Consider the following 13716-nt stretch of genomic DNA (forward strand, 5'->3'; position numbering starts at 1 on the left):
TACAGCGGCTGCAGGCCTTGCCATGGACGTGCGCTCCCGTCGGTCGCGATCATCTCGGGATCGCGTTGCCCGCATCCTAATCGGGCGGCGAGGGCGACATTTGATCGTGAGTATCTTTTCGTGCAGCGGTCAGGCGCGCAAAACCTTGGCTGCGCGGCGATAATCGGTCGGGGCCATCCCGACATTGGCGGCGAAGAAGCGGGTGAAACCACTCTGCGAGGAGAAGCCGAGATCGAAGCCGATGTCGGCGATCGGCGTCTCGCTGGCCACCAGCGCTTCGAGCGCCTGTTCCATGATCAGCGTGTTGAGGTAGAGGTTCGGCGTGACGCCGGTCTGGACACGGAACAATCGGTAGAAGTGCGGCCGCGACAGGCCGGACTCGCGGGCAATCGTATCGAGCTCGATCTCGGCGCCGGGGCTTTCCGACATTATCTTGATGCATTTGCGCACGCGGAAATCGGTGACGGAGCCGCTTGCGCGCGGATCGCGTGCGATCTCGGCCTGCTGCCAGCTTTCGTCGTAGCAGATGTCGATCAGCCGCCTCAGCTCGGAATCGAGGCTGGAGAGGGATGGTGCGCCGCACACCAGCGCGGCGGTCCGCCTGATGTGCTTGTCAAGTGCGGGCGTGCGCCGGAACTGGGTGCGGCCGAACCGCAGACGGTCGGTGCCCGAGGCATCGGGCGCAAACCACTCGGCGTTGACGTAGAGCACGAAGAAGATGGCGCCGCCATCGAGATCGGCTGGCAGGAAGTTGTGCGGCTCCCAGGGATTGACGGCGACCACGGAGGTCTCGGTGAGATCATAATGTCCGTCGGACACGTCGATGCATGCCGGCATGCCGCCGACATGGAAGATCAGATGACCTTCACGATGGGCGTGGATATTGAAAGGGCGGTTCAACTGATAAACCGTCGCCCGGCCAAACCGGCCGTGGAAGACGGCGAGCGCACGGCTCATGCCTTCCCCTCCCGAATATTCTTCTTTTCGGTCAGCGTTCAACAACGCCGCCGAGATTGCAAGAGCGGAGAGCGGCCGCGTCAGCTAGTCGCTCCCCGGTTGCGTCTTGACGCTATGATGCGTCAGTATTTCTTACATTCCGGTACGGTGCGGCTCGGCAGGCCGATCTTCGAGAACACGGCCGGATCATAGCCGAGCGTCTGGTTCACGTTCGGGATCACCTTGACGACTTTGCTGAACAGCGCGCCCTTGCCGTCGTCGACGACTTCGGTGACGAAGTTGGTGCCGATCGCCTGGCGGTTGGAGTCGAGCTTGATCTTGCCGTTCGGCGCGTCAAGCTCGATCTTCGCCAGCGCGGCTTTGAATTTCGATTGATTGTCACTGAGATCGCCGTTGACCTCACGCAGCGCGAGGATCAAGGCCATCGTCGAGCCATAGTAATTGGTGGCCAGCAACGAGGGGCTCGGGAAGCGCTTGTTAGGCGGGAACGCGTCCTGATAGGCCTTCACGAACTTCTGCCAGCCCGGATCCTCCCAGGTGTCGGCCTGGCCGCTCGCCGCGATGGTGCCGATCAGGGCGTTCTTGGCATTCCCCTTTGACGACAGAATCGTCTGGTCAATCATGATGGAACCGCCCATCAGGTGCGCCTTGCCGCCGGCCTGCTGATACTGGTTGAGGAAGTTGACGGCATCAGCGCCGCCGAGGCCAAGATAGATGGCATCGACGTCGTCGGGCAGGGCAGCGATGACCGAGCCAAAGTCCTTGGTGCCGAGTGGAACCCATTGCCGGTTGGTCACCTGTCCGCCCATGCCGCAGAATTCGAGCACCAGCCCGAACACCTGGGTGTAGATGAAGGAATAGTCCTCGCCGACGGTCGCGATCTTGCGATACTTCTTCTCGTCATAGGCGTATTTGCCGAGGCCCACCTGCCACTGCGCGCCGTCCATGTTGTAACGGAAGAAGTTGGGGGCAGGATCGACATAGGTGGTTTCCTGCGCGCCCGAAGCCGCATTGATGAAGGTCAGCTCGGGATGGGTCTTGGCGAAGTTCTTCACCGCGATGCCCTCGTCACCGGAGAGCGGCGAGAGCAGGATTTGCACTTTGTCCTGCTCGATCAGCTTGCGGACTGCGCGCACCGCGGAGTCCGGCGTTGCGTCGGTCGAGGCGACGATGAATTCGAGCTCCTTGTCGCCGATCTTCTTGCCCAACACGTTGAGTGCCGTCTGATGCCCGCGCATGCCGTCCTCGCCGAGCACCGTGTAGGTGCCTTCGAGAGTCGCGGTGACGCCCACCTTGATCTTTTCCTGGGCGATCGCCGCGCCCGAAAGAAACAGGCTGCTCAGCGCGAGCAGTCCAACACTGCATTTCGACATTGTGCTCCTCCCTGTGTCGTCGACTTGCTGCCGCGCCGAACCGGCGCGGCGCCCGTGGCTCTCGAGCGGCCTGCGGCTTTGGAAGGAAGCTAGCCGAAGTCGAATGCGGGTGCCTGCGTGGAGGTCTCGTCCGGCTTGACGGGCAGTCTCATTTTTGAATGTTGCGGCGCAGATGGTTTCGCGGTGCAACAGGCGCCCGTGCGTGCCGGAACAAAACAAATCGGGGCTGACCCGAACACGTCGTGCGAGCAGGTTAGTCCGGTGGTTCTCGTCTCCTGGTCACGCCGTTCTATTTCAAATCTTTGGCTTTGACCGCGATCGCGGCCGCCGCGGTACGATTCTCGACGCCGAGCTTGGAGTAGATTTGCTCGAGATGCTTGTCGACAGTTCGCGGGCTCAAACCCAGGATTTGCGCTATGTCCCGGTTGGTCTTTCCCTTGGACAACCAGGACAGCACTTCCCCTTCGCGCGTAGTAAGGCCTAGCTCTCTTGAAAACTCCACCGGCGTATCGGCGCCGGCATCCTTGGCAAGGCGAAGCAGGAATTCGTTGGGACCGAGCTTGCCCATATATTGCAGCCGCAATTGCTCGCTGCCGCGGAGGGCAGGCATGGTCGTGGTCTTCGCGGCAGACTTGCCCTTCTCAACCTGCTCGAGCCATTGCGGCATCGGGTCGGGCAGCACGAACTCGTCGAGGGTGTCGTCGGCGAGCGTATCCGCAAGAAGCCTTTGGGCCTGCGGTGTCGCCCATAACAACTTGCCCTTGCTGTTGACCGCGAGCAGATAGCGGCCGGAGACATCGAGGGCGGCACGCGCGCTCTGAGTCATCCGGGCATTGGCGAGGTGGACGCGGATCCGCGCCAGCATCTCCTCGATCACGATCGGCTTCGTCACATAGTCGACCCCGCCCGCTTCCAGCCCGCGCACGATGTGCTCGGTCTCGGCAAGGCCCGTCATGAAGATGATCGGCACGCCGTCGAGGCCGGCATCGCGCTTCAGCCGCCTGCAGGTCTCAAACCCGTCCATGCCGGGCATCACCGCATCGAGCAGCACGATGTCGGGCGTGATCTGATCGACGATCCGCATCGCGGATACGCCATCGAGCGCGACCATCACGGTCATGCCGGCGCCGTCGAGCGCGTCGGTCAGGAGCCGCAGCGTCTCGGGAGAGTCGTCGACGACGAGGGCGACGTCGCGTTTTCTGGGGTCAGTGATCATAGCTGTGCAAAGTGTTCAGCGTCGCCATGTATTGGTCGAGGTCGAAGCGGTCGAGCAGTGCTCGGATGTGGGTGACGAAGTCGGCGTGCTCCGGCAACTCGGCGCAGATTTCGTCGAGCTTGAGCTGGATCGCCCGGACGTAGCCGAGCCGGCCGAGGTCAATCAGCTCCTCGACATATTTTAGGGGAGGCCGGGAGCCGCTCTCCGGCTTCCACAGCGGCACCGGCACCTGGTCGGCCTCGTACTGCCATTCGAGCTTGAGCAATTGGCGGATGGTTTCCAGCAGCCTCGGGATGTCGATCGGCTTCATCAGATAGCCGTCATGGAACGGCTGTGCCAGCGGCGCGCCATGCGCTTCGAGCGCGCTGGCCGAAACCATCAGGATGCGCGCGGTGTGATGGCCGTCGGCACGCAAGGTTTCTGCCACCGTCCAACCGTCCATGCCGGCCATGGAGATGTCGAGCAGGAACAGATCGGGCCGGCAGTGCTGCGCCAGAGCCAGGCAGCCGGGACCATCGGGAGCGCTGAGCAGGATGAAGCCGAGCGGCGCCAGCACCTCGCGCAGCAGATCGCGATGGGTCGGATCGTCGTCGGTGATCAAAATGGTCTTGCGCGGGCCGAGATAGCCGTAGATCGGTGCCTCCACCGGTGCATCGCGCCGGGGATTGGTGACCTCGGAGAGCAGGAGTTTCACGCGGAAGGTCGCGCCGGCGCCGACGGTGCTCGTCACCTTGATGTCGCCGCCCATCACGCCCGCGAGCAGCCGGCTGATGGTGAGGCCAAGGCCTGTACCGGTCTGCGGTTGAGCGACGCCGAGCGCGCCGCGTTCGAAGGGTGCGAAGATGCGCTCGAGATCGTCGGGCTGGATGCCGGGGCCGGTATCGACGACCTCGAACTCGGCAACCGGGCTGCGATAATGCACCACGAACTTGACGCTGCCAGTCTGCGTGAACTTGATCGCGTTCGACAGCAGGTTGATCAGGATCTGCCGCAGCCGCTTCTCATCCGCATAGACCACGACCGGCAGCACCGCCGGCCGCTTGAACACGAAGTCGATGCCTTTGGCGGCAGCCTGCAGGCGGAACATGCCGACGAGCTGATCGAGGAAATCGTTGAGGCGAACCTCGTCGCGGGAGAGATAGAGCCGTCCGGCCTCGATCTTGGAAATGTCGAGAATGCCATCGATCAGTCCCGACAGATGATCCGCGCTGCGACGGACCACGCGCACCTGATCGCGCGGTCGCGCCTGCAAACTGTTGTCCTGCTCGAGCAGCTGCGCATAGCCGGAGATCGCGTTCAGCGGCGAGCGGAGCTCGTGGCTCAGTCCAACGACATAGCGGCTCTTGGCGAGGTTGGCGGACTCCGCGACCTCCTTGGCGCGCTGCAACTCGGCGTCGGTGCGCTTGTGCGCATCGATCTCCTGGATCAGGAGCGTGGTCTGCCGCCGCGTCTCTTGCTCCGCCGCGCGACGGCTCTGCTGTGCCAGCACGAACAGCCAGGCGACAACACCAATGATGATGATCAGTGCGAAGAACACCTTCCATAGCACGTCGGCCAGCAGCGCATCGGCATGCACGGTCGCCGAAGTCTGCAGGTAAATCAGTCCGAGAACGAGACCGACGAGACCGGCTGAGACCGCGAACACGCCGATATACTGGCCGAACTGCGAGTTGATCCGGCTAAAGATGGCCTCGGGCAACATCCTGCCGAGCGCCTCTGACACCTGCGCGCCGGCCCGTGCATGCGGCTTGCAGAGATCATGGCAACGAGCGTCGAGCGAACAGCACAACGAGCAGATTGGTCCGGCATAGGCAGGGCAGGAAGCCATATCCTCGGGCTCGAACGAATGCTCGCAGATGCAGCACTGGATCGCCTCGACGTTCTGCCAGCTCCGCTTCGGCTTCCGGGCTATGTAGTACTTGCCGTCAGTGACACACGCGATCAGCGGCGCGGCGATGAAGGCCGCGGCGAGCGCGACGAAGGCCGACAGCGCCTTCGCGGTCGGGCCGAACAGGCCATAGAACGCGCTAATCGAGACGATGGTCGCGATCGTCATCGCGCCGACACCGACCGGGTTGATGTCGTAGAGATGGGCTCGCTTGAACTCGATCTGCGGCGGGCGGAGGCCGAGCGGCTTGTTGATGACGAGATCGGCGACCAGAGCGCCGACCCATGCGATCGCGACGTTGGAGTAGAGCGCCAGCGTCTGCTCCAACGCCTTGTAGACACCGATTTCCATCAGGAGCAGCGCCACCACAACGTTGAACACCAGCCAGACCACGCGGCCGGGATGGCTGTGCGTCAACCGCGAGAAGAAGTTCGACCAGGCGATCGAGCCGGCATAGGCGTTGGTGACGTTGATCTTGACCTGCGACAGGATCACGAACGTCCCGGTGAGCGCCAGCGCCAGGTCCGGCTGCGAGAACACATAGCGAAAAGCTTCGAGATACATGCTGGCTGGCTCGGCGGCCTGCTCGAGTGCGACGCCATGGCTCAGCGCGAAATAGGCGAGGAATGATCCGACCGACAGTTTCAGTGCACCGAAAATGATCCAGCCCGGACCGGCGCTGAGCAGGGCGATCCACCACGAGGTCTTGGAGGTGCGGCGGTCACGCGGCAGAAAGCGCAGGAAGTCGACCTGCTCGCCGATCTGCGCCACCAGCGAAAACACCACCGAGGCCGCGGCGCCGAACAGCAGCAGATCGAGATGTCCGTTCGGATCGCCATGCTCGCCGGCGAATTTCTGCCACTCCGTGAACGAATGCGGATTGGCCCAGGCGATCGCCAGGAAGGGAAGAAGATGAAGGATGACCCATAGCGGCTGCGTCCATAGCTGGAAGCGGCTGATCAGGGTGATGCCGTAGGTCACCAGCGGGATGATGACGATGGCGCTGATGAGATAGCCGAGCGGTCGCGGAATGCCGAAGCACATCTCCAGCGCCGCAGCCAGGATGACCGCCTCGAACGCGAAGAAGATAAAGGTGAAGGAGGCGTAAATCAGCGAGGTGATCGTCGAGCCGATATAGCCGAAACCGGCGCCGCGGGTCAGCAGGTCGATATCGATGCCGCATTTGGCAGCATAATAGGCAATCGGCAGTCCGCACAGAAAGATGATGACGCTGACGACCAGGATCGCTGCGGTCGCATTGCTGGCGCCGTAATTCAGCGTGATGGTGCCGCCGATGGCTTCAAGCGCGAGAAAGGAGATTGCGCCGAGCGCGGTGTTGGCGACGCGGGCGGCGGACCAGCGCCGCGCGCTCTTGGCGGTGAAGCGCAGCGCGTAGTCTTCCAGCGTCTGGTTGGCAACCCATTGGTTGTACTGGCGCCTGACGCGGTCTATTCGCTGCCGCCCTACCACTTAACCCCACTCCCGATACGGACCCGGAGCCCACGCAAATCCCATACCAAAAGCCTACGTCGGCATTTTGCGGTGCAGTATACGCGATCTTGCGTATGCTTGCGCTGCACAAATTCGAGCCATCCTCACGCCACCAATCGCATGTCCTCGAACAAACAGTGGGGTGCTCATGTCAGACGACGCGAATAATAAAGGCTTGTTGTCGCCAATTCGGCGCAAACTATTGATGGGAATTGCTGCTGTCCCGGCCATCACGATGCTGCCGAAGACGACCTTCGCGCAGGCGCCGGCAACCTCGGCAGTCAACACCACAGGTCTTGCGGTAACCGATACCGAAGTCACCGTCGGCATCCTGCACTCGGCCACTGGTACGATGGCGATCTCGGAAACCGGCTCGATTGAAGCCGAGAAGCTCGCGATCGAGCAGATCAACGCTGCCGGCGGCGTGCTCGGCCGCAAGATCAAGATCATCCAGGAAGACGGCGCCAGCGACTGGCCGACCTTCGCGGAGAAGGCCAAGAAGCTCCTCGTCAACGACAAGGTCGCGGCCATCATGGGCTGCTGGACCTCGGCCTCACGCAAGGCGGTGCTGCCGGTCGTCGAGCAGTATAACGGCATGCTGTACTACCCGACGTTCTACGAAGGCCTCGAGCAGTCCAAGAACGTGATCTACACCGGCCAGGAAGCCACCCAGCAGATCCTCGCCGGCCTGAATTGGATTGCCAAGGAGAAGGGCGCCAAGTCGTTCTTCTTCATCGGCTCGGATTATATCTGGCCGCGCACCTCGAACAAGATCGCGCGCAAGCATGTCGAGAACGTGCTCAAGGGCAAGGTCGTGGGCGAGGAGTACTACGCGCTCGGCAGCACCCAGTTCAATTCGGTGATTAACAAGATCAAGCTGACCAAGCCGGACGTGATCTTCACCGACGTGGTCGGCGGCTCGAACGTCGCCTTCTACAAGCAGCTCAAGGCTGCCGGCATCGATCTCTCCAAGCAGGCGCTGCTGACGATCTCGGTGACCGAGGACGAGATCGACGGCATCGGCGGCGAGAACATCGCGGGTGCCTACGCCTGCATGAAGTACTTCCAGTCGCTCGACAATGCCAACAACAAGGCCTTCGTCGCCGCCTTCAAGAAAATCTGGGGCGAGAAGACCGTGATTGGTGACGTGACGCAGGCAGCCTATCTCGGCCCGTGGCTCTGGAAATTGACGGTCGAAAAAGCCGGCAGCTTCGACGTGGACAAGATCGCGGCCGCCTCGCCGGGCGTGGAATTCAAGGGCGCGCCCGAGGGCTATGTGCGCATCCACGAGAACCATCATCTCTGGTCGAAAACCCGGGTCGGCCGCGCCAAGCTCGATGGTCAGTTCGAGCTGATCTACGAGACCGCCGATCTGGTCGAGCCGGATCCGTTCCCGAAGGGCTACCAGTAAGCGCGCAACCCTTCCGCGATCTTTCCCCCAGCAAGAACTCCCTGGCGCGGACCGTCAATCCGCGTCTCACGACCCCGCGTCGCGATTTCAATCGCGACGCGGACCCTGTGCCCTTGGACGCGAGACGCTGTCCTCGACGGAGAAACCAGATGTTCGGCGACTATTCGATTGGCGACCTCGGCTCAATCTTCGTCATGCAGGGCTTTGCCGGGCTGATCCTGTTTTCCGTCTATGTGCTGATGGCGCTGGGGCTCGCGATCATCTTCGGCCAGATGGGCGTCATCAACATGGCCCATGGCGAGTTCATGATCCTGGGCGCCTACGTCACCTGGATGACGTCGAATTTCTTCCAGTCCTATCTTCCAAGCCTGTTCAGCGGCTACTTCTTCCTTGCGATGATATTGGCCTTCCTGGCCTCCGGCGCGCTCGGGATGCTGGTCGAATGGGTGCTGATTCGGCACCTCTACAAGCGTCCCCTCGACACGCTACTTGCGACCTGGGGCCTCAGTCTCATGTTGCAGCAGGCCTATCGCTCGATCTTCGGCGCGCGCGAAGTCGGCGTCGAGCTGCCGCAGTGGATGCTCGGTTCGCTCCATGTCACGGACTCCATCGAAGTTCCGATCAACGGCGTCTTCGTGATGGGCCTGACGGTGCTGATCACCATCGGCGTCGCCTACATCATGTTCCGCTCGCGCTGGGGCCGCCAGGTCCGGGCCGTGGTGCAGAACCGCATCATGGCCGGGGCGGTCGGCATCAATACCGCCAAGGTCGACCGCTACACCTTCGCACTGGGCTGCGGCATCGCCGGCGTCGCAGGCTCGGCCTTCACCATGATTGGCTCGACCGGGCCGACATCCGGCCAGCTCTACATCGTCGACACCTTCCTGGTCGTCGTGTTCGGCGGCGCCGCCAGCCTGCTCGGCACTATCGCCTCGGCCTTCTCGATCTCACAGACCCAGTCGACGCTCGAATTCTTCATGTCGGGCTCGATGGCGAAGGTGCTGACGCTGCTCGCGGTGGTCGGAATTCTGATGCTGCGGCCGCAGGGGCTGTTCGCCCTCAAGGTCCGAAAATAACGAAACTGCAGGGGCTCAATCCATGAACGACAGTCGTTTCGCCACGCGTTCGGAGTTGATCGGCATCCTGGTGCTCGCCGCCCTGCTGGTGGTGGTCCTGCCGCTCTGCCTTGACGTCTTCCGCCTCAACCTGGTCGCGAAATATCTCACCTACGCCTTCGTCGCGCTGGGGCTGGTGATCTGCTGGGGCTATGGTGGCATCCTGAGCCTGGGGCAGGGCGTGTTCTTCGGTCTCGGCGGCTACTGCATGGCGATGTTCCTCAAGCTCGAGGCGTCGAGTGTCGAGAACACCAAGATCCAGTCGACGCCGGGTATTCCTGATTTCATGGACTGGAATCAGATCACCGCGCTGCCGTTCTTCTGGAAGCCGTTCCACAGCCTGACCTTCACCATCGCCGCCGTCATCCTGGTGCCGGGCATCTTCGCTCTGATCATCGGTGCTGCGATGTTCAAGCGCCGCGTCGGCGGCACCTACTTCGCGATCATTACGCAGGCGGTCGCTGCGATCCTGACCATCCTGATCGTGGGACAGCAGGGCTACACCGGCGGCATCAACGGCATGACGGACCTCCGCACGCTGAAGGGGTGGGACATCCGTCCCGACCACGCCAAGATCGTGCTCTACTTCTTCGAGGTCGGCCTGCTGTTCGCCTGCATATTCATCGCGCAGTTCGTCCGGCACTCCAAGCTCGGCCGTATTCTGGTGGCAATGCGCGATCAGGAGGACCGTGTCAGGTTCTCCGGCTACAGCGTCGCCAATTTCAAGATCTTCGCCTTCTGCATCGCCGCCATCTTTGCCGCGATCGGCGGCGCGATGTTCGCGCTCAATGTCGGCTTCATGTCGCCGTCCTTTGTCGGCATCGTGCCCTCGATCGAGATGGTGATCTACACCGCCGTCGGCGGCCGGCTGTCGATCCTCGGTGCGGTCTATGGAACGATCCTCGTCAACTTCGCCAAGACCAGCCTCTCCGAGTCGTTTCCCGAACTCTGGCTGTTCGGCCTCGGCGGCCTGTTCATCGCCGTGGTGCTCGCATTCCCGAACGGCCTCGCCGGCATCTGGGGAGACTACGTCCAGCCGCTGATCAGCAAGCTGATCGGCGCGCGCAAGCCGAAGGACGGCTGGACCGACAGCTCGGTCGCCGACGGCGCACCGGCAGAGTGAGGAGGATCTTATGCTCATCGGTCATCAGCCAAAGCCCTTCCTGCTCTCGGTCGAAGGCCTCACCGTCTCTTTCGACGGCTTCAAGGCGGTCAACGATCTCTCGTTTTATGTCGAGGAGAACGAGATCCGCGTCATCATAGGTCCTAACGGGGCCGGCAAGACGACCGTGCTCGACTTGATCTGCGGCAAGACCAAGGCGACCTCAGGCTCGATCGAATTCCGCGGCAAGGACCTGACCAAGCTGAAGGAGAACCAGATCGTCAAGGCCGGCGTCGGTCGCAAATTCCAGACCCCGTCGATCTACGACGACCTCACGGTGTTCGAGAATCTGGAGATCTCCTATCCGCGGGGCCGCACCGTGTTCGGCGCGCTCACCTTCACGCGTGACGCTGAAGTGCGTGACCGCGTCCACGAAGTGGCGGAGATGATCTTCCTGAGAGATCGGCTCAATATGAGCGCGGCGCTGCTCAGCCATGGCCAGAAGCAGTGGCTCGAGATCGGTATGCTGCTGATCCAGGATCCGGACTTGCTGATGCTCGACGAGCCGGTGGCCGGCATGAGTGTGTCCGAGCGGGCCAAGACCGCCGAGCTGCTCAACCGCATCATCAAGGTCCGCTCGGTGCTGGTCATCGAGCACGACATGAAATTCGTCGAGGACATCGCCCACAAGGTCACGGTGCTGCACCAGGGCCAGATCCTCTCCGAGGGCACAATGGAGAAGGTGAAGAGCGATCCGAAAGTGATCGAAGTTTACCTCGGACACTAGGGAACCCGTCGATGCTGGCAATCAATGATCTTCACGTCGCTTACGGCCAGAGCGAGGTGCTGCATGGTCTCAACGTGTCAGTCGCGCCCAACGAGATCGTCGCGATCATGGGTCGCAACGGAATGGGCAAGACCACGCTGATGAAGTCCCTGATGGGCATCGTGCCGACCAAGAGCGGTTCGGTGACCATGGACGGCACCGAGCTCGGATCGTTGCCGAGCTACGATCGCGTCGCCAAGGGGCTCGCTTATGTACCGCAGGGGCGGATGATCTTTTCGACCATGACGGTGAAGGAGAACATCGAGACGGGCCTGGTCGTGTCAGGCGGCTCCGAGGTTCCCGCGGATATCTACGAGCTGTTTCCGGTGCTGCTGGAGATGAAGGGACGTCGCGGTGGCAATCTCTCCGGTGGACAACAGCAACAGCTGGCGATCGCGCGGGCGCTCGCGACCAAGCCGAAGGTCTTGCTGCTGGATGAGCCGACCGAAGGCATCCAGCCGTCGATCATCAAGGATATGGCGAAAACGTTGAAGCGCATCCGCGACGAGCGGGGCCTGTCGATTGTCGTCTCGGAGCAGGTCCTCAGCTTTGCGCTCGACATCGCTGACCGCGTGCTCGTGATCGAGAACGGCGAGATCGTGCGGGACGATCCACGCGACAGCGTCGATGCCGCGCAGATCTCGAAATTCCTGTCCGTCTAATCAGTAAACCAAGGGGAGCATCTCGATGCCAGATACACTGATCAAGGTCGATCTCACCAAGTCGGCCTATGAAAACGACAAGATCCACAACCGTTGGCATCCGGAGGTTCCGATCGTCGAGTGGGTCAGCTCCGGCGACGACTTCATCATCGAGACCGTCGACTGGACCGGCGGCTTCATCAAGAACAACGACTCGGCCGATGACGTACGCGACATCGACCTGTCGATCGTGCATTTCCTGTCCGGTCCGATCGGCGTCAAGGGGGCCGAGCCCGGCGATCTTCTCGTCGTTGATCTGCTCGACGTCGGTCCCCTCAAGGAAAGCCTTTGGGGCTTCAACGGCTTCTTTTCCAAGCAAAATGGCGGCGGCTTTCTGACCGATCACTTCCCGCTGGCGCAGAAGTCGATCTGGGACATCAAGGGTCTCTACACCTCCTCGCGCCACGTGCCCGGCGTGAACTTTGCCGGCCTGATCCATCCCGGTCTGATCGGCTGTCTGCCCGATGCCAAGATGCTCGCGGCGTGGAACGCGCGCGAAGCCGAACTGATCGCGACCAACCCGACCCGTGTGCCGGGCCTTGCCAATCCGCCGTTCGCGCCGACCGCCCATGCCGGCCAAGCCAAAGGTGACGTCAAGGCCAAGATCGGTCTCGAGGGCGCGCGCACGGTGCCGCCCCGTGAGCATGGCGGCAATTGCGATATCAAGGACTTGTCGCGCGGCTCGAAGATCTACTTCCCGGTCTATGTACCCGGCGGCGGTCTATCGATGGGCGATCTCCACTTCAGCCAGGGCGACGGCGAGATCACCTTCTGCGGCGCCATCGAAATGGCTGGCTGGCTGCACATCAAGGTCGACGTCATCAAGGACGGCGTGGCGAAATACGGCATCAAGAACCCCGTGTTCAAGCCGTCGCCGATCACGCCGAACTACAAGGACTATCTGATCTTCGAGGGCATCTCGGTGGACGAAGCCGGCAAGCAGCATTACCTCGACGTTCACATCGCCTATCGCCAGGCCTGTCTGAACGCGATCGAATACCTGAAGAAGTTCGGCTACTCCGGGGCCCAAGCCTATTCGATCCTCGGCACCGCGCCATGCCAGGGTCACATCTCCGGCGTGGTCGACGTGCCCAACGCCTGCGCCACGCTGTGGCTGCCGACCGAGATTTTTGACTTCGACGTGACGCCGTCGGCGGCAGGGCCTGTGAAGCATATCACGGGCGACATCCAAATGCCGATCTCGCCTGACAAGTAGTCCCTATGCGAGATGGATGCGGGGCGCGGAGTCCCCGCGTCCGGCGTGCAACAACGAAGGGAGCGACGATGCCCGTCTATGACTATCTCTGCAATGATTGCGGCCCGTTCACCGACATGCGGCCGATGGCGGAATGCGACGAGCCGCAGGATTGTCCACGCTGCGAGATGGAATCGCCGCGTGTGATCCTGACTGCACCGGCGTTCTTCTGCATGCCGGCGGACAAGCGCAAGGCACACGCCACAAACGAGCGCAGCAAGCACGCGCCGAAGACGCTCGATCAGTACAAAGCCGCGCACGGCCCCGGCTGCGGCTGCTGCGGAACCGGCGCGAAGAAGAAGCCGGGACGGATCGTGACCAGGAGCAAGAGCGGCGCCGTCGGCTTCCCGACCGCGCGGCCCTGGATGATCAGCCACTGAA

At 62.1% G+C, this 13716-nt stretch carries 11 protein-coding genes; 7 read left to right on the forward strand and 4 right to left on the reverse strand.

Going from position 1 to position 13716, the window contains the following annotated elements; all coding sequences use genetic code 11:
* Positions 1–129 precede the first annotated feature (129 nt).
* The 4 genes from AC5V87_RS15230 to AC5V87_RS15245 form a co-directional block, all read right to left on the reverse strand.
* A complete protein-coding gene (locus tag AC5V87_RS15230) occupies positions 130–957 on the reverse strand; it encodes a helix-turn-helix transcriptional regulator (protein ID WP_456839309.1) in 828 nt (275 codons plus the stop codon).
* Positions 958–1079: 122 nt separating this feature from the next.
* The gene (locus AC5V87_RS15235; protein WP_456839308.1) at positions 1080–2330 is read right to left on the reverse strand and encodes an ABC transporter substrate-binding protein; all 1251 of its coding nucleotides are present in this window, start codon (positions 2328–2330) and stop codon (positions 1080–1082) included.
* Positions 2331–2619: 289 nt separating this feature from the next.
* The gene (locus tag AC5V87_RS15240) at positions 2620–3546 is read right to left on the reverse strand and encodes a response regulator (protein ID WP_456839307.1); all 927 of its coding nucleotides are present in this window, start codon (positions 3544–3546) and stop codon (positions 2620–2622) included.
* Complete coding sequence (locus AC5V87_RS15245) at positions 3536–6904, reverse strand: hybrid sensor histidine kinase/response regulator (RefSeq protein WP_456839306.1); 3369 nt, start codon at positions 6902–6904, stop codon at positions 3536–3538. The genes AC5V87_RS15240 and AC5V87_RS15245 overlap by 11 nt, the downstream gene beginning before the upstream one ends.
* A gap of 169 nt (positions 6905–7073) precedes the next feature.
* Here AC5V87_RS15245 and urtA point away from each other — a divergent pair, with 169 nt between their 5' ends.
* From urtA to AC5V87_RS15280, 7 genes are all read left to right on the forward strand, one after another.
* Positions 7074–8336 carry an urea ABC transporter substrate-binding protein gene (gene urtA, locus AC5V87_RS15250; protein ID WP_495371467.1) on the forward strand — a complete coding sequence of 421 codons (1263 nt, stop codon included), beginning with the start codon at positions 7074–7076 and terminating at the stop codon, positions 8334–8336.
* Positions 8337–8485: 149 nt separating this feature from the next.
* On the forward strand, positions 8486–9412 hold the full coding sequence (urtB, locus tag AC5V87_RS15255) for an urea ABC transporter permease subunit UrtB (RefSeq protein WP_027557089.1): 927 nt from the start codon (positions 8486–8488) through the stop codon (positions 9410–9412).
* A gap of 22 nt (positions 9413–9434) precedes the next feature.
* Entirely contained in the window at positions 9435–10574 is a 1140-nt protein-coding gene (gene urtC, locus AC5V87_RS15260) for an urea ABC transporter permease subunit UrtC (RefSeq protein WP_495371468.1), read from the forward strand.
* Between the two features lie 10 nt (positions 10575–10584).
* Positions 10585–11340: an urea ABC transporter ATP-binding protein UrtD gene (urtD, locus tag AC5V87_RS15265; protein ID WP_495371469.1), complete on the forward strand. Its 756-nt coding sequence runs from the start codon at positions 10585–10587 to the stop codon at positions 11338–11340.
* A gap of 11 nt (positions 11341–11351) precedes the next feature.
* Positions 11352–12041, forward strand: coding sequence for an urea ABC transporter ATP-binding subunit UrtE (urtE, locus tag AC5V87_RS15270; RefSeq protein ID WP_495371470.1), 690 nt, complete (start codon positions 11352–11354; stop codon positions 12039–12041).
* Positions 12042–12066: 25 nt separating this feature from the next.
* The gene (gene fmdA / locus AC5V87_RS15275) at positions 12067–13296 is read left to right on the forward strand and encodes a formamidase (protein WP_495371471.1); all 1230 of its coding nucleotides are present in this window, start codon (positions 12067–12069) and stop codon (positions 13294–13296) included.
* Positions 13297–13364: 68 nt separating this feature from the next.
* Positions 13365–13715: an FmdB family zinc ribbon protein gene (locus tag AC5V87_RS15280; protein WP_456839301.1), complete on the forward strand. Its 351-nt coding sequence runs from the start codon at positions 13365–13367 to the stop codon at positions 13713–13715.
* Position 13716 lies beyond the last annotated feature (1 nt).

This window comes from Bradyrhizobium sp. SOJA106, assembly GCF_059448745.1.